The organism is Streptomyces sp. NPDC001750 (assembly GCF_042892615.1).
Taxonomy (GTDB): Bacteria; Actinomycetota; Actinomycetes; order Streptomycetales; family Streptomycetaceae; genus Streptomyces.
Genome location: NZ_JBIAUE010000034.1, coordinates 1 through 15,023, shown reverse-complemented (window position 1 = coordinate 15,023; position 15,023 = coordinate 1). Strand labels below are relative to the sequence as shown.

The 15,023-nt window shown below is 70.0% G+C and carries 16 protein-coding genes; 8 read left to right on the top strand and 8 right to left on the bottom strand.

Going from position 1 to position 15,023, the window contains the following annotated elements; genetic code table 11:
* The first annotated feature begins 35 nt into the window (after nt 1–35).
* Nucleotides 36–1,370 (top strand): GH1 family beta-glucosidase, encoded by a 1,335-nt coding sequence (locus tag ACFYY6_RS33235; RefSeq protein ID WP_389197069.1) that lies wholly within the window; start codon nt 36–38, stop codon nt 1,368–1,370.
* On the opposite strand, the gene ACFYY6_RS33230 is transcribed toward ACFYY6_RS33235, so the two are convergent.
* Complete coding sequence (locus ACFYY6_RS33230) at nt 1,348–1,521, bottom strand: hypothetical protein (protein ID WP_351522740.1); 174 nt, start codon at nt 1,519–1,521, stop codon at nt 1,348–1,350. The genes ACFYY6_RS33235 and ACFYY6_RS33230 overlap by 23 nt on opposite strands.
* A 712-nt stretch (nt 1,522–2,233) precedes the next feature.
* Here ACFYY6_RS33230 and ACFYY6_RS33225 point away from each other — a divergent pair.
* Nucleotides 2,234–2,689 (top strand): hypothetical protein, encoded by a 456-nt coding sequence (locus tag ACFYY6_RS33225; RefSeq protein WP_351522741.1) that lies wholly within the window; start codon nt 2,234–2,236, stop codon nt 2,687–2,689.
* A 147-nt stretch (nt 2,690–2,836) separates the two neighbouring features.
* Here the strand turns inward: ACFYY6_RS33225 and ACFYY6_RS33220 are convergent, their stop codons facing one another.
* The 4 genes from ACFYY6_RS33220 to ACFYY6_RS33205 form a co-directional block, all read right to left on the bottom strand.
* Nucleotides 2,837–3,442 (bottom strand): kinase, encoded by a 606-nt coding sequence (locus tag ACFYY6_RS33220; protein ID WP_389197067.1) that lies wholly within the window; start codon nt 3,440–3,442, stop codon nt 2,837–2,839.
* 323 nt (nt 3,443–3,765) lie between these two features.
* Nucleotides 3,766–4,893, bottom strand: coding sequence for an MFS transporter (locus tag ACFYY6_RS33215; RefSeq protein WP_389197065.1), 1,128 nt, complete (start codon nt 4,891–4,893; stop codon nt 3,766–3,768).
* A 91-nt stretch (nt 4,894–4,984) separates the two neighbouring features.
* On the bottom strand, nt 4,985–5,344 hold the full coding sequence (trxA, locus tag ACFYY6_RS33210; protein WP_351633211.1) for a thioredoxin: 360 nt from the start codon (nt 5,342–5,344) through the stop codon (nt 4,985–4,987).
* A gap of 58 nt (nt 5,345–5,402) precedes the next feature.
* The gene (locus ACFYY6_RS33205; RefSeq protein WP_351633214.1) at nt 5,403–6,383 is read right to left on the bottom strand and encodes an NAD(P)/FAD-dependent oxidoreductase; all 981 of its coding nucleotides are present in this window, start codon (nt 6,381–6,383) and stop codon (nt 5,403–5,405) included.
* A gap of 91 nt (nt 6,384–6,474) precedes the next feature.
* Here ACFYY6_RS33205 and ACFYY6_RS33200 point away from each other — a divergent pair, with 91 nt between their 5' ends.
* Nucleotides 6,475–7,083, top strand: coding sequence for an XRE family transcriptional regulator (locus ACFYY6_RS33200; RefSeq protein WP_351522749.1), 609 nt, complete (start codon nt 6,475–6,477; stop codon nt 7,081–7,083).
* A gap of 807 nt (nt 7,084–7,890) precedes the next feature.
* On the opposite strand, the gene ACFYY6_RS33195 is transcribed toward ACFYY6_RS33200, so the two are convergent.
* Nucleotides 7,891–8,763, bottom strand: coding sequence for a class I SAM-dependent methyltransferase (locus ACFYY6_RS33195; RefSeq protein WP_389197062.1), 873 nt, complete (start codon nt 8,761–8,763; stop codon nt 7,891–7,893).
* 233 nt (nt 8,764–8,996) lie between these two features.
* Complete coding sequence (locus tag ACFYY6_RS33190) at nt 8,997–9,338, bottom strand: thioredoxin domain-containing protein (protein ID WP_362033175.1); 342 nt, start codon at nt 9,336–9,338, stop codon at nt 8,997–8,999.
* Between the two features lie 27 nt (nt 9,339–9,365).
* Here ACFYY6_RS33190 and ACFYY6_RS33185 point away from each other — a divergent pair, with 27 nt between their 5' ends.
* The gene (locus ACFYY6_RS33185) at nt 9,366–9,497 is read left to right on the top strand and encodes a hypothetical protein (RefSeq protein WP_389197059.1); all 132 of its coding nucleotides are present in this window, start codon (nt 9,366–9,368) and stop codon (nt 9,495–9,497) included.
* Between the two features lie 7 nt (nt 9,498–9,504).
* Here ACFYY6_RS33185 and ACFYY6_RS33180 read toward each other — a convergent pair whose 3' ends face one another.
* Complete coding sequence (locus ACFYY6_RS33180) at nt 9,505–10,467, bottom strand: NAD(P)/FAD-dependent oxidoreductase (protein WP_389197100.1); 963 nt, start codon at nt 10,465–10,467, stop codon at nt 9,505–9,507.
* A gap of 253 nt (nt 10,468–10,720) precedes the next feature.
* Here ACFYY6_RS33180 and ACFYY6_RS33175 point away from each other — a divergent pair, with 253 nt between their 5' ends.
* The 4 genes from ACFYY6_RS33175 (at nt 10,721) to ACFYY6_RS33160 (ending at nt 14,588) form a co-directional block, all read left to right on the top strand.
* A complete protein-coding gene (locus ACFYY6_RS33175; protein ID WP_388651285.1) occupies nt 10,721–11,260 on the top strand; it encodes a hypothetical protein in 540 nt (179 codons plus the stop codon).
* Nucleotides 11,257–11,502, top strand: coding sequence for a hypothetical protein (locus tag ACFYY6_RS33170; RefSeq protein WP_351633230.1), 246 nt, complete (start codon nt 11,257–11,259; stop codon nt 11,500–11,502). The genes ACFYY6_RS33175 and ACFYY6_RS33170 overlap by 4 nt, the downstream gene beginning before the upstream one ends.
* Before the next feature lie 170 nt (nt 11,503–11,672).
* Nucleotides 11,673–12,665 carry an LLM class flavin-dependent oxidoreductase gene (locus tag ACFYY6_RS33165; RefSeq protein WP_389197057.1) on the top strand — a complete coding sequence of 331 codons (993 nt, stop codon included), beginning with the start codon at nt 11,673–11,675 and terminating at the stop codon, nt 12,663–12,665.
* A 591-nt stretch (nt 12,666–13,256) separates the two neighbouring features.
* A complete protein-coding gene (locus tag ACFYY6_RS33160) occupies nt 13,257–14,588 on the top strand; it encodes a GAF domain-containing SpoIIE family protein phosphatase (protein WP_351522763.1) in 1,332 nt (443 codons plus the stop codon).
* Nucleotides 14,589–15,023 lie beyond the last annotated feature (435 nt).

The window sequence follows — 15,023 nt, the reverse complement described above, 5'->3', positions numbered from 1 at the left end:
AACATGAGCACTACTCATGTTTCAGGAGGTTGGGCGTGACACTGGACCATCTGCCCGCGGACTTCATCTGGGGCGCCTCGACGGCGTCTTATCAGATCGAGGGCGCCACCAAGGAGGACGGCCGCGGACCGTCGGTATGGGACACCTTCACCGCCCGCCCCGGTGCGGTCCGCGACGGGCACACCGGTGACGTGGCCTGCGACCACTACCACCGGTACGAGGAGGACCTCGCGCTGATGGCCGAGGCGGGCCTCACCGGCTATCGCTTCTCCATCGCCTGGCCCCGGATCCGGCCGACCGGTAAAGGTGGGGTCAGTCCCCGGGGCCTGGACTTCTATGACCGGCTGGTCGACGGCCTGCTCGCACGCGGCGTCGAACCTGTCCCGACCCTGTTCCACTGGGACCTCCCACAGGGCCTCGAGGACGGCGGCGGCTGGCTGAACCGCGACACCACGCATCGCTTCGCCGAGTACGCCGCCATCATGGCCGACAAGCTGGGCGACCGCGTCCAGAAGTGGATCACACTCAACGAGCCGTTCATCCACATGGTCTGGGGCTACGGCCTCGGCACCCACGCGCCGGGCCGCACCCTGTTCCTGGACTGCCTGCCGGTCGCCCACCACCAGCTGCTCGGCCACGGCCTGGCTCTGAGAGAGCTGCGGGCACGCGGCCTCCAGGTGATGATCGCCAACAACTGCACCCCGGTCTGGCCCGCCTCCGACGCTCCCGCCGACCGCGCCGCCGCGCGGGCCTATGACAACCTGCACAACCGCCTGTTCAACGACCCGATCCTCACGGGCACCTACCCCGACCTGTCGGCCTTCGGCGCGGACACCACCCTCGGCGGCTCCGTCCGGGACGGCGATCTCGAACTGATCTCGGCCCCGCTGGACGCGCTCGGCATCAACTACTACAACCCGACCCGGATCCAGGCGCCGACGTCCGAGGGGCTGCCGTTCGCAGAGGCCCCCATCGAGGGCTACCGCCGCACCGCCTTCGACTGGCCCGTCGTCCCCGACGGTCTACGGGAACTGCTCGTCGGCCTCAAGGAGCGCTACCCGGCACTCCCGCCGGTCTACATCACCGAGAACGGCTGCTCGGTCGAGGACGTCATCACCTCGGACGGCACCGTTCCCGACCTCGACCGCATCGACTACTTGGCCACCCACCTCCAGGCCGTCGACGACGCCGTGGCCCAGGGCGTGGACGTGCGCGGCTACTTCACCTGGACCCTGATGGACAACTTCGAATGGGCCGAGGGCTTCCACCAACGCTTCGGTCTCGTCTACGTCGACCACGACACCCAGGTCCGCACCCCGAAGGCGTCCTTCGCGTGGTACCGCGACCTCATCCGCGCTCAGCGCGGTTGAGCCGCCCGCCGAACTGGCACGCATTCCGTACGCGCTCCGGCGTATCCCGGATGCCGAACTCGCACCCGAGCCGGATCAGCAGGAACGCCACGTCCATCTGCGGCAAGGCGACGATGAGGCCGAAGTCGTCAGCCGGGACCGGGGCCGCCATGTATGTGAGTGGGCGGCGTTGTGGCAGGGCTGGTCGGCAGTCGGGTTGATCTCTCATGGAGGAATTGGCCTCGGTGGTACAGCAGGTAGTGGTGACCTTGGGGACTGTCATGGAGTGACTGTCGACTGACGTGGAGTGCCTCAGGGCCGTTCCGTAATCCCTGGCTGGCGCACGACGGCAGCTGCGGCACCTGGCCGCGTTGTCGGAACGCCCGAACACACCCGGTTTGCGGGCGCCCCTCCTCCTTGCGATGCACCGCATCCGACACCGCGCGCTGATTTCCACCGGGGATTACGGGACAGACCTTGGCCTCGCCGTTTCGGTGGGGCTGGTCCGGATGCCGGCCGGATACGCGAAGTGGCAACGCTCTCCGCCCGCCCCCCCACCGCCCCGTCGACACCCAACAGCACCGCTGGTCCCCTACCCGACCGTCCCTCAGCCCCCGGCAGCAGTCGGGGACTTCGCCGTGCTGCCCGGAGGAGTCCGCCGTGCCCACCTTCGCGACCTGACCGCACTTCACCGCCGGCCACCACCGCCTCGCCCCGCCCGGCGCCGCCGCTTCCGCTGCGCCTCGCGGCGGGCCGCGTGGCGGGATCCCGTTCAGGGTGCGGCGCAGCCAATGTGCTGCCGGAACCACGTGCGAGGAAGGGGCAGCCGCGCTGAAGGAGCCCCGCTGACGAATTCGGCAGCCCGTCGCACTATCTTGGGCCAGATGTACCCGCAGCAGCCGCACGCCGCCCCTGTACCGGAACCCTCTCCCGCGTTGCCCCCGAAGTCCCGAAGCCGTACCACAGTCGTGGTCGTCTCCTTGCTGCTGGGGCTTGCGCTCGGCGGCGGGGCAGTGGCGGTCGTGTGGGCCCTCAGTGACACCGGCAGCAGTTCCGCAAAGGGGGCTGGTCCGCACGGTGACGCCAGTGCCGCCTGCCGGGCACTCGACGGATTCGACGAGTCGAAGTACACGGCGAAGGGCTCGGCCGGCGAGATCGCCATAAATCGGTATGCCGCGGCGGGAGCACTCTCCGCTTCGGCCGCTGCGGGGGATGCCGCGTACCGGCCGCTCGCCCAGGCCATCCGCCGCTCTCAGAACCGTCATGCCCAGGTCTTCGACTTCGACGAGAAGGTGAAGAAGGACCTGGACGAGGCCCGCAGTATCTGCAAGGGCCTGTAGCCCGGGGCCCCGCCAGGGGCTTCACGCCCCGGGAGGAGAACCCGCCGTGCTGCTCGGGGTCGCGCGACCGGCATCGGGCGAGTCGGCGGCCGGGCTCCCTCGTACGGATGCTTCATCCCTTGTCGACGAACCACGGGCCGGGGGGTGTCAGTGGTCGAGGGCCGGGAGGCCGTCCAGGCCGGTGTCACGCATGATGCGCTCGACGCTCGCGGCGAGCGTGCTGTCCGCGCCGATGACGGTCTCGACTCCGCCGGGCAGCAGATCGCGCGGCCGGTACCACTCCCTCAGCTGCGTCTCGCTGACATCGTCGGCGATCGGCTTCGTGGCGTGCCGGGCCACGGTTTCCTCGAGCGGCACGTCCAGGTAGTAGCGGTGGGTCGGGCCGCGGTGATCGGCACGCAGCCGGGCCAGCATGTCCCCGTAGTGGTCGGTGCGGCTCCGCGGCACCCACACCATGAGACGCGCTTCTGCGAGCGCTGCGGGCCGGGGGCGGCGTCCGGCCACGCGACCGCCCCCGCGATCAGCAACCCCTCGTGCGCAGCCGGCCAGGCCCCGCTGTACCCTGCCGCCGCCGGTCGGGCGCCGTGTCGGCGCGAGGGCGAACCACCGCACCAGCGCACTGCCACCCAGCGCGAATCCGAGCCGGTCGGGCGTGGATCCGCGGAACTGGCCGTACAGCAGCAGCATCAGGAAACCGAGCAAGGCGAGCACGCTGAGCATGGCGAACCGACGGAGCAACGTCGTTTTGACCACGGCGACGGCCTCCTGCCGCGATCGCACACCTGACACTGGAACGACAACCCCGTTGCCATTTTCGGGACGGGAGAGGTGGAATGGATATGGACGAGCAATCACCACGAGCAATCACCGATCGCCGCCACTCTGGCCTTCGCGCGCAGGTTGCGCGAGGCCCTCAACGACGCCGGCTGACGGTCGTCCCTCTCGTCGAAAGCCTGGCTGTCACCAAGTCCAAGACGATCGTGGTGACGCCACCGCAGGCAGCGACAGTTCCACCTGCCCGGTGATCCGGTCCTCCTGATCGGTGATCCGGCATGATGCCGGCGCTTGATCCGGCATCATGCCGGCGCCGGACCCGGCTGCACGCTGCGACGTGTCATCGCTCGGTCGAGAAGGATGGCCGACATGGTGACCACGGCCAGGCCGGCACCGATCCAGATGACCGAGGTGATACCGGCACCAGTGCCGAGGGCGGTCCCGGCCAGTACGGGGACGAGGCCGATGCCGAACTGGAACGCGGAGGTGGAGGTGGCCCCGGCGAGTGTCGGCGCGTCCCACGCGACGGTGAAAACGCGCCCGTAGATGGCTGGGTTCAGCACGAATCCAGCTACCCCGAGGAACAGGACCAGGGGGACGACAGCCAGCGCGTACTGGGCAAGGAGCGCCAGCAGGACGGAACAGACCAGGATTCCGACCGCCCCGGCCATCAGAGCCTGCCAGGGCCGCCTGTCGGCGATCCGACCTCCAATGGACAGGCCGATGAAAGCGCCGACGCCGAACAGCGCCAGTATCACGGGAACCCAGACTTCGCGGATGCCGGTGACGTCGGTCAGGAATGCCGCGAGGTAGTTGAACGAGATCATGTAGGCGGCGGTGCTCAGGATGGTGACGGCGTAGACGATCCACAGCTGCGGTCGTCCGATGGTACTGAGTTCACGCCGCACACTCGGTTCCGCGCTCGTGCTCGTTACCGGCAGCGCGAAGGGGACGGAGAGCGCGCCGAGGACCGTGAGGACGACCACTACCCAGAATCCGCCCCGCCATCCCGTGAAGTGGCTGATCAGCGCGCCGGCCGGTCCACCCGCGGTCATCGCGCGGCTGAGCCCGCTGACGACGACACCGGAGGCACGGGCGGTGCGGTCGGGTGTGACCAGGCTGATCGCGGTGACCGTCGAAACCGCGAAGAATCCGGCATAGGCGAGACCGCAGAGGAAGCGGGTGACAATCAGCACCGTGTAGCTGTCGGTGAGAAGACCGACTGCCACGGATACGGCGAAGACGGCCTGGGTGGCAATGAGTGTGGTTCGACGCGGCCAGTGCAGGGTCAGAATGGCCAGCGGAGGCCCGCCTATGACGACGCCGATGGCGAACGCCGAGATCAGGGCACCGGCGGATGACAAGGTGATGTGCAGGTCGTCCGCGATTGCCGGCAGCACCCCGGCGACCAGGAACTCCGCGCTGCCCATCGCGAACAGACAGAAGGCGAGCAGATAGACACCGAACGGCAGTCCCCGCGAGTGGCCTGTATCTGCTGTGTGGCCTGTTCGGGTTCAGCGCTCACTGACTGTTGCTCCCGCTCCGCAGGATCGAGGTGAGCTGCTTCTCCAGGACGTGCTTGGGCGCCGCGCCGACCCATCCGCCCACGGGCCGGCCGCTGGTGTAGACGACGAAGGCGGGAACAGAGGTGATGCCGAGCCGGGCGGCCAGCCCGGGTTCCGCGTCCAGATCGACCTTGACCACGTCCAAGTCGCCGGACTGTTCGGCGGCCAACTGCTCCACGATGGGGGTGACCATCCGGCACGGGTGGCACCAGGTGGCCCAGAACTGGATCAGGACGGGTCGCTCCGCCTGGAGAACGCGCTCGGTGAACGTCTGCTCGGTGACGCTGTCAACCGGGCGTGAGGAACGTGCGGGCATGCGTGGTCTTCCTGTCTTGTACGGGTGGGAAAGAGGTGTGGCGTTGCCGCGCAGGTCGCTACCGGATGGCAGCAGCTGCGTGGCGGTGCTCTTCGACGGCGCGGTCGACGTCCTCGTCCAGGAGGTCGGTGTTGATGGCGAAGGCGGCGGTGGACCCCATGCCGGCCGCGGCCACGACCTGCGCACGCGGGTCGGCGACGTTACCGACGGCCCAGACACCCGGGACGCTCGTGCGGCCGGTGCGGTCGGTGACGACCCAGCCGGCGTCGTCCTTGGCGCAGCCCAGCCGGGTCAACAGTTCGTCGTGCGGAACGGGGCGGGGGAAGAGGAAGGCAGCTGTGCGGAGAACGACCCGGCCGTCCGCGAGTTCGATTCCGCGGAGCCGGTCATCGTCGACGACGAGCTGCTTGATCTCGCCCTCGATCAGGTACAGGCCGCGCACCTCCAGCTGTTCCCGCTCCTGTGGGGAGAGTTCGAGGGTGTGAGAGAGGAGGACGACGTCGTCGCTCCACTGACGCAGGAGCAGCGCCTGGTGGACCGCTCCCGGGTGGGTGCCGAGGACGGCGAGGGGCTGGTCGCGGACTTCGTAGGCGTGGCAGTACGGGCAGTGCAGGACGTCCTTCCCCCATCGTTCGCGGACGCCGGGGATGTCGGGGAGTTCGTCGCGCAGTCCGGTCGCGATCAGCACGCGGCGTGCCTTGAGCACCACCCCGCCCGCCATGCGGACGTAGTAGCCGTGGTCGATCTGTTCCACCCGGCCGCGCAGGAGCTGGACACCGTAGCGGTCGATCTCGGCGCGCCCGAGGTCGAGCAGGGTCGCGGGAGGCAGGCCGTCGCGGGACAGGAAGCCGTGCATGTGCGCGGCGGGCGCGTTGCGCGGCTCGCCGGCGTCGATCACCACCACCTTGCGGCGAGCGCGGCCGAGGAGCAGTGCGGCGCTGAGGCCGGCCGCTCCGGCGCCGACCACCACCACGTCGTGGACCTCGTCCGCGTCGCCGTACTGCGCCCTGGTGTTCTTGTCGTTCGTCGTTTTGATCATGTGAACAACCTCCTGCCGCGATCGTGCGCGCTTGGCGCTGGAACGACAACTCCTGTTGCCATTTCCGGGACGCGCGAGGTGGAATGGGGGTATGGACGAGCAATCACCGATCGCCGCCACGCTGGCCCAGGTCGGCTCCCGCCTCAGGCGCATCCGCGCGCAGCGCGGCGTGTCCCTGTCGGCGTTGGCCGAGGCCACTGGCATCTCCAAGAGCACCCTTTCGAGGCTGGAGTCGGGGCAGCGCCGGCCGAGTCTGGAGCTGCTGCTGCCCATCGCACAGGCCCACCAGGTGCCCCTGGACGAACTCGTCGGGGCGCCGGAGGTCGGCGACCCGCGGGTCCGTTGCAAACCCCGCGTTCACCGCGGTCGTACGGTGATTCCGCTGTCGACGCAGCCGGGGCGCCTGCAAGCCTGGAAGTCGATCATCCCCGCAGAGCACAACCAGCCCGAACCGGTCACGCACGAAGGGTACGAGTGGCTGTACGTCCTGTCCGGACGCCTCCGGCTCATCCTGGCCGACCACGACCTGATCCTGGGGCCGGGTGAGGCGGCCGAGTTCGATACCCGCCTGCCACACTGGTTCGGCCCCGCAGGCGAGTCCCCCGTGGAGGTGCTCAACCTGTTCGGCCCCCAGGGGGAACGCGTGCACGTCCGGGCCAAGCCCACTCGTCTCCGCCAGGGCCAAGAACCCGCCAGCTGAAACGACCTGCCAGGGCGCTACAACCAGCCTCGGTGCCGGGCATCGGCCAGGCGCGGATGAAGGGGCCGAGCCTGCCCTCCGGCCCGGCACCACCACTGCGGCGGTGCCGGGCCACAGAGTACCCCCCGACCGGCGTGCTGGTGTCGGCCGCCGGGCGTATCACGATGGCATGGGTCCGGCCGGATCGTCGAGCGGCGCGGCTGGGCGTGCCCCCGGAGATGCTTCGTGTGCGGGGCCGGCGGGCACGCCCGCCAGCATGCCTGCTGCACGCGGTGCCGTGAGGGAGCGCCGGGGCGTGCACCCCCGAACGCGGTGTCACGCAGGCCGGGACCACAGGCGGCCTTCCGTCGCAGATCGCGGCGCGGCTCCCGTACCGGTCGGATCCCAATGCATGCAGACGCTGCAGGACGGCTGTCTCTGTCAGGGCCTGCGATGGCGTGCTCGGCCTCTCCGCCCGATTCTCGACGGGCGCAGGTCCGCGGACATCGAGCCCGGAAACAGGATGTCCCGGCGGGACGTGCACGCAGGGATCGGCTCCCGCCAGGTCTCCCGTCTCCCGGATCCGGCCGGGCCGACTGCTCGCCCCCGCTCTCTCTGGGCGCCGTGCCGGGCGTCGCGGGCCGGACGGGATTTCCGCAACACGCCCTCAGGGATCCCGTAACCCCCGGCGGGCGCGCGACGGCGGCTACGGCCCCTCGCTGCGTTGTCGGAACATCCGAATACGTCCAGCATGCGAACGTCCCTCCGCCTTGCGATGCACCGCATCCGACGCCGCGCGCCGATCCACCAGGGATTACGGGACAGCCCTTAGGCGGCGCGGGAGCGGGCGGTGTGGACGGTGGTGGCGGTGAGGTAGAAGGCGTCGGGGCGCCAGAGGATGCCGGTGGCGGCGTCGGCGTCCAGGAGAGCGTCCAGAGCCGCGCGGTCCTGGTCGTCCAGGTGCTCGCCGAACTGGTCGCGCTGCCGGGCGAGACGGGTGTGCAGGTACTCGCGTGCCGGGAGTCCGAGTGGGGCCGGCAGGTCGGTGAGGAAGGTGCGCGTGCCGGTGGGGACGAGTCCGGCCTGGGCCAGCATGGCGGGCCAGTCCTCGACCTCGTCCACGGAGCCTGGGAGTTCGGCACGCATGGTGGCGAAGCCTTCCTCGTTGCCGGCGTCCAGGCGGGCTTGGAGTCCCGGGCGGCCCAGGCCTATGTCACGAGGGAGGAAACGTACGGGCAGGCCGCATTCGGCCACGGCGAGCAGTCCGCCGGGGCGCAGGGAGGCGGCGAGCGCGGCCAATGCCGCCTGCTGGTCGCCGAGATGGTGGACGGCGTTGGCGGACCAGATCAGATCGGCCATGCCGAGCTTGCCGAACTCGGCGGGGAGGTCGGCCTGTTGGGTGGCGATACGGCCGGACGAGCGTGTGCGGGCGTGCTCCAGCAGGGCAGGCGACTGGTCGACGGCGACAACCTCGGCGTCCGGGAAGGCGTCGGCGAGCAGGCCGGCGACTATGCCCGGCCCACTGCCGACGTCGAGTACACGCCTCGCGTCGACGCCGGTCAGCAGATCGCGCAGCCAGTTCGTGGCCTGGGTGAGCGCGGGGGCGTGCAGTTCGGCCTCGCGTTCCAGATGGGAGCAGAGTGCGTCCCAGTCGATGTCGTGGGCGTGTTCCTGGGGGTGGCGGTGAACGTGGTGGTGCATGAGGTACTCCGATCCGGAGGAGGTGGCTGGGGTCTGTCCGGCGGATCGAGACGCACGAAACCAGAGGTCGGATGTCAGCCGAGATGAGCGGGTCCGGCACGCCCGTCCGCGGCATCGTCGTCCATTGCCGACGCTCCGCCTGTGCCATGGCCTGCCGGACGGGGGCTTGGCCAGAGGTGCGCACGGCGGGCATGACGTGTCCCGCGCGCGGAATCCGTGATGCCCGCCGGAGCTCAGCGGAGGAAGGGACCGAGGTGTCGTTCCAGAATCGGTTTGGGCGCGGCCCCTGTCCATGCCTTCGCGGGGGCGCCGTCGGCATAGACCACGAAAGCGGGGATCGAGGAGACCGTGTGCCGGTCCGCCAGTCCGGGCTCCTCGTCGACGTTGATCTTGACGACGTCCAGGACGCCCGCACGCTCGGCGGCCAGCTCCTCGATGATGGGGGTGACCCTGATGCACGGCCCGCACCAGGGGGCCCAGAACTGGATCAGGACGGGCCGCTTCGCTTGCAGTACGCGGACGGGAAACGTCTGCTCGGTGACGCTGTCCACGGGACCGCCGCGCTTTGCTGCCATGGTGAGACTCTCCTTGTCGATGTGTTCGTGAGCGAGTACCCCGACGCCAGGGGCGATCCGACCGCGCAGATCACCGAGCGCCCCGGGGCGGGCCTGCTCGGCCGCCCCGATCTCTGGCAGGGCAACGCGGGCTGCCACGACAACTCCCCCGTGGCCTGAGCAGCGATCAGGTCTGCGCAGCCGTGGCACGATGGCGCGCGGTGGCGTGCTCCACGTCCTCGTGGAGCAGGTCGGTGTTGATGGCGAAGCCGACGGTGGACCCCATGCCGGCCGCGGCCATGACCTGCGCTCGCGGGTCGGCGACGTTGCCGACGGCCCAGACACCCGCGACGCCCGTGCGGCCGGTGCGGTCGGTGACGACCCAGCCCTGCTCGTCCTTGGCACAGCCGAGCAGCGCCAGAAGGTCGTCGCGCGGGGCGGGCCGGGGGAAGAGGAAGACCGCGGTCCGGGGGATGACCCGGCCGTCGGTGAGCTCGATGCCGCGCAGGCGGTCGTCGTCGACGACGAGCCGCACGGCCTGGCCCTCCGCGATGCTCACGCCGAACGCCTCCAGCTGTTCCCGCTCCTGCTCGGAGAGTTCGAGAGCGTGCGTGAGAAAGACGATGTCCTCGCTCCACTGGCGCAGAAGCAGGGCCTGGTGCACGGCCCCCGGGTGGGTGCCGAGGACGGCGAGGGGCTGGTCACGGACCTCGTAGCCATGGCAGTACGGGCAGTGCAGAAGGTCCTTGCCCCAGCGCTCCCGGACACCGGGGATGTCGGGCAGTTCGTCGCGCAGCCCGGTGGCGACCAGGAGACGGCGGGCCCTGAGCACGGGTCCGCCCTCCAGGCGCACGCCGTAGCCGGGCTCGACATGTTCCACCCGGCCCCGGATGACGTCGACCCCATAGTGGGCGATCTCGGCCCGCCCCAGGTCGAGCAGGGTGGCCGGGGGCAGGCCGTCACGGGAGAGGAAGCCGTGCATGTGCGCGGCAGGCGCGTTACGTGGTTCACCGGCATCGATCACCACCACCCTGCGACGGGCCCGTCCGAGCAGCAGCGCGGCACTCAGGCCGGCTGCTCCGGCACCGATCACCGCCACGTCGTAGACCTCGTCACCAGTCGGCGCCGCGCCGCCGCGCGTATTCACCATCGTCTTGATCACTGCGATCACCTCCGGCACCCAAGGTGCTCCAGCACCACACCACGAGCAAATCCTGTTGCCATTTCCGGGACAACCGGATTGATGGGGTCCGGGACAGCCCGTGTGATGGGCCGAGCAGTCCCGTGTCGCCGCCACGCTCGCCCAGACCGTCACATGGCTCCGCCATGTGTGAACCCTGCCCGCGCTCGCCGGGACGAAATGGAGAAGGGGCTCGTGGACGGTGGATCGTAGAGTCTCACGCATGCGTGCAGAACGTTCTCCCGAGCCCCGTGCCCTCCTGATCAACGGCACTGTCGGCGTCGGCAAGACATCGGTGGCCGAAAGCGTGGGCGACCTTCTCACCCATGCGGGCATACCCAACGCCGTCATCGACCTCGACTGGCTGAGGCAGTCTTGGCCAACGCCGTCGGAAGACCGCTTCAACTTCGGCATGATGCTGCGAAACCTGCGCAGCATCGCGGGTAACTACCTCGCTGCGGGAGCAGATCGGCTGGTCCTCGCCGGTGTGATCGAGAATCAGGAGGACCGGAAGCTGTGCGGCGACGCGGTCGGTGCCGAGCTTTCGGTGTGCCGGCTCCGGGCCGAACTGCCCGTCATCCACCAGCGGCTTACGCGGCGCCACGATGGTGAGCCCGAGGTATTGCGATGGCACCTGGCCAGGGCCGGCGAGCTGGCCGGGATCCTCGAACGAGCAGCGGCCGACGACTTCACCGTCGACGCCACCACGCGCCCGGTCGGTGAGGTCGCCGCCGAGGTGACCGCGAAGGCGGGCTGGCTGTGACGCACCTTTCATGCCTGCGTCGGATCAAGGGCAAAGCACCTGCAGTGGGCGGCCCGGACACGCGGCCGCGTTCGGCTGTTCAGCGCAGCCGGGCACGCCTGCCCGTCGCCGCAGGCACCACAGTCCCCCTCGCCGCCGAACTCGGCTCTGTCGGCATGCTCGCCCGCCCCGCCCACAGCGGCCGGATGACCCGCCTCATGGCGTTCGACCACGCCTTCCCGTTGCTGCCCCCCTCTCCGTGACCGCGACCGCGACAATCCTGCGTGCCGGAGCCGACCCGCCCGCACGAGACGGCGCAGAGCCGCTGAACGCCCGGGCGCCACCGCCCCGACACCGTGCCCCCACCCACTCACCCGGCCGACTGCCGACCGGGTACAAGGACAAGTCCGCCACTCTGCACAAGGAACCCGCCATGCCCGAATCAGACCGCAACCCCACCCGCGGCCGCATCGGCGTAATGCTCCCCCGCGAACTACCCGTCCAGGACATACTGCCGTTCGCCCGGCGAGCAGAAGAACTGGGATTCGACCAGATGTGGGTGGTCGAAGACCTCGGCTGGCGCGGTGGACTCGCACAAGCCGGCCCCGCTCTCGCCAGCACCACCCGCATCACCGTCGGCATCGGCATCATGCCCGCCGGTGCCCGCAACGTGTGCTTCGCCGCGATGGAACTGGCCACCCTCGCCCAGCTCTACCCCGGTCGGCTGATCGCCGGCATCGGACACGGCATGCCCGACTGGATGCGCCAGGCCGGAGCCTGGCCAGCCAGTCCCCTGACCCTGATCAGGGAATACACGACTGCGCTGCGCCTGCTCATACGCGGTGAGCCCGGCCCTGCCGACGGCCGCTACGTGCGCTGCGAGGGCGTCGTCCTCACCGAGACCCCCGACATCGTCCCCCCGGTCATCCTGGGCGTACGCGGTCCCAAGTCGCAGGCAGCCGCAGGCGAGGTGGCCGACGGGCTCCTCCTGGCCGAGCCCGCGGCCCCCGCCTACATCTCCTCCTCCCTGCAGCACATGAACGGCGCTCCTCACACGAGCAGCCCCGAAGTCGTCACCTACGACGCCGCCGCCGTCGACGACGACGAGGACACCGCTCTCGCCCGCGTCCGCGACGGCCTGACCGCCATCGGCGAGCCGGCCTGGGCCGCACACATCGACCCCCTTCCCTTCGCCGCACAGTTGCGTGCACACCGCGCCGCATGCCCCGACGCCCAGACATTCGCGCGGACCATGCCTGCCGACTGGGTCCGCCAGCTGAGCATCGCCGGAACCCCCGCCCAGGCGCGCGAAGCGATCAAGGCCCGCCACGCAGCCGGCGCGACCAGCGTCGTCCTCACTCCCACCGGCCCCGACCCCCTGGCCTCCCTCGACTCGCTCGCCCGTGCCCTGGACCCCCGCCCCTGAGCTGAAAGGACGCCACGATCCCGCAGAACCTCATACCCACCGACTGACAGATCGCGCTGTTCGACCTCTTCAAGGTCATCGCCCTCTGCCAGGACCCAGGGCGCCCTGGCAGAGGGCAGGGCCGATCGGGACAAGCCACTACGGGCCTTGCCCCCTGGGAGAGCCTCAGCAACACCGACGGATGGCAGCCCACCCGGAGCGGTAGCGGAATGGACTGCGCCGGACCTGAAATGCCGCCGTTGAACCGTCGGCCTGCATAAAGCCGCTTCCCCGGGGCGAGGCCGCTGACCGGTGCAGCGAGAAGCGGTGCCAGCACGGGGTGGACGAGGTGCCGAGGCTATCGAGATCACCCAAGCCCGAAGACCCCACCGGCGATGGGGCGGGTAGGTCTTCCCCCGCCTCACCGCACCGGAGGGTGCCGACTGGGGGCATGCTGCCGCGGGAGTAATGGCCGGGGTGGACCGCCTCGTCGTGTCACGCTGGGGCCTTGTCCGATGACTGTGGGGTCAGGAGGCCGGGCGTGTATCGCTGGCGTGAGTGGCTGTGTGAGTCGATGCGTGACCGCGGTGCGGATGCAGTGGCCGGGCGGTCATGATGGCGGGCGGGCAGGAGGAACCCGAGCAGCCGCACACTGAACTGAGGCTGCGGCTGGATCGCCAGCTGGACCGGATCGCCGCGCAACTGCGGGACCTGACCACCGCCAAGGACCGGCTGCAGGGGCTGCTGAACGCGGTGCTGGCGATCAGTCAGGAGACGGATCTGCCCGCGGTCCTGCGCCGCATCGTGACCACCGCCAAGGACCTGATCGGTGCCCGCTACGGCGCGCTGGGCGTACTGGACGAGTCCGGCGAGCAACTGGGGCAGTTCATCACGGCGGGCCTGTCGGAGTCCGAGCGCAACAGCCTGGCCGGGATCGAGTTCCCCCGTGGCCGCGGTGTTCTCGGACATCTGATCCACCACCCCGAGCCCCTGCGCGTCGATGACATCCGTTCCCATCCCGCCTCGGCCGGGTTCCCGCCCGGCCACCCGGGCATGCGCACCCTCCTGGGCGTCGCCATCAGCGTCCGCGGCACCATCTACGGCGACCTCTACCTGTCCGAACGCCGTGACGGGCAGCCCTTCGACCGCGACGACGAGGACATCGTCGTCGCCCTGGCCGGCGCCGCCGGCATCGCCATCGAGAACGTCAGCCTGTTCGAGCAGGTCCGCACCAGCGCCGAACACTTCCAGCGCCTTCTGCTGCCCACCCTGCCCGACCTGCACCCTTTCACCAGTGCCGCCATCTACCGCCCAGCTCCCAGTCCCGGCCATCTCGGCGGAGACTGGTACGACGCCCTGTGGCTGCCCGACAACACGTGCGCCGTCGTGATCGGCGATGTCGTCGGCCACGACCTGCGCGCAGCCGCCGCCATGGCCCAGACCCGCAGCATGCTGCGGGCCCTGCTCTACGACCGCCTCACCCCGCCCAGTTCTGTCCTCACCCAGCTCGACCGCACCCTGCACGACATCACCGACCTGCCCGTCACCACCGCCTGCCTGGCCCGTATCGAGCCTGCAGAAGACGGCTGGCGGCTGCACTGGAGCACGGCCGGCCACCTCCCCCCGCTCCTGATCAGCCCCGACGGGCACACGGAGTATCTCCACGCCGAGCCAGGCCTGCCGCTCGCGGTCAACACCGACCAGTACCGTCCCGACCACACCCACCCCGTGCCCGCCGGGGCCACCGTGGTCTTCTTCACCGACGGGCTCGTCGAACACCCCCGCCACCCCATCGACCACGGCCTGGCCCGACTCGCCGCACTCGCCGCCGACCATGTCCGCCTGCCGCTCGACGACTTCGTGCACTTCCTCGCCGACCGCCACCCCAGCGACGGCCACGACGACCTGGCCATCCTCGCGCTGCGCACCCCACCCGCCATCTGACGAGCGCAGGCCGGCACGAACAGCCGAACCGTTTGACGGCGGTGAATCAATCGGATCGGACCGGCCGTTCCCGCAACAACACCCGCGCCACCGAGCACCACCCCGCCGCACCTGGGATGGTGCGGATGGCGAGGGTGACGCCGCTGGTGATCTGACGGCGACCGATGGCGACGCCGAAGCCGATGCCGATGTTGCTGCCGGCCTGGGTGTCGTCGCCGATGGCTGCCGCGAACTGGGTCGTTCCACAGCGACAGAGACCGAGGCCGGTGCGGATGATGACCTAAGGGCTGTCCCGTAATCCCTGACGGGCGCCCGACGACAGCCGCGGCACCTCGCCGCATTGTCGGAACGCCCACATACGTCCCGTATGCGGGCGCCCCTCCGCCTTGCGATGCACCACATCTGACGCCGCGCGCCGATCCGCCACGGATTACG

What these genes read in the sequence shown, in the direction of transcription:
- ACFYY6_RS33205 (WP_351633214.1), bottom strand. Translation starts at nt 6,383, where the DNA reads ATGATCAAAACGACGAACGACAAGAACACCAGGGCGCAGTACGGCGAC.
- trxA (WP_351633211.1), bottom strand. Translation starts at nt 5,344, where the DNA reads ATGCCCGCACGTTCCTCACGCCCGGTTGACAGCGTCACCGAGCAGACG.
- ACFYY6_RS33165 (WP_389197057.1), top strand. Translation starts at nt 11,673, where the DNA reads ATGCCCGAATCAGACCGCAACCCCACCCGCGGCCGCATCGGCGTAATG.
- ACFYY6_RS33230 (WP_351522740.1), bottom strand. Translation starts at nt 1,521, where the DNA reads ATGGCGGCCCCGGTCCCGGCTGACGACTTCGGCCTCATCGTCGCCTTG.
- ACFYY6_RS33160 (WP_351522763.1), top strand. Translation starts at nt 13,257, where the DNA reads ATGATGGCGGGCGGGCAGGAGGAACCCGAGCAGCCGCACACTGAACTG.
- ACFYY6_RS33215 (WP_389197065.1), bottom strand. Translation starts at nt 4,893, where the DNA reads ATGGGCAGCGCGGAGTTCCTGGTCGCCGGGGTGCTGCCGGCAATCGCG.
- ACFYY6_RS33195 (WP_389197062.1), bottom strand. Translation starts at nt 8,763, where the DNA reads ATGCACCACCACGTTCACCGCCACCCCCAGGAACACGCCCACGACATC.
- ACFYY6_RS33225 (WP_351522741.1), top strand. Translation starts at nt 2,234, where the DNA reads ATGTACCCGCAGCAGCCGCACGCCGCCCCTGTACCGGAACCCTCTCCC.
- ACFYY6_RS33180 (WP_389197100.1), bottom strand. Translation starts at nt 10,467, where the DNA reads ATGGTGAATACGCGCGGCGGCGCGGCGCCGACTGGTGACGAGGTCTAC.
- ACFYY6_RS33190 (WP_362033175.1), bottom strand. Translation starts at nt 9,338, where the DNA reads ATGGCAGCAAAGCGCGGCGGTCCCGTGGACAGCGTCACCGAGCAGACG.
- ACFYY6_RS33200 (WP_351522749.1), top strand. Translation starts at nt 6,475, where the DNA reads ATGGACGAGCAATCACCGATCGCCGCCACGCTGGCCCAGGTCGGCTCC.
- ACFYY6_RS33175 (WP_388651285.1), top strand. Translation starts at nt 10,721, where the DNA reads ATGCGTGCAGAACGTTCTCCCGAGCCCCGTGCCCTCCTGATCAACGGC.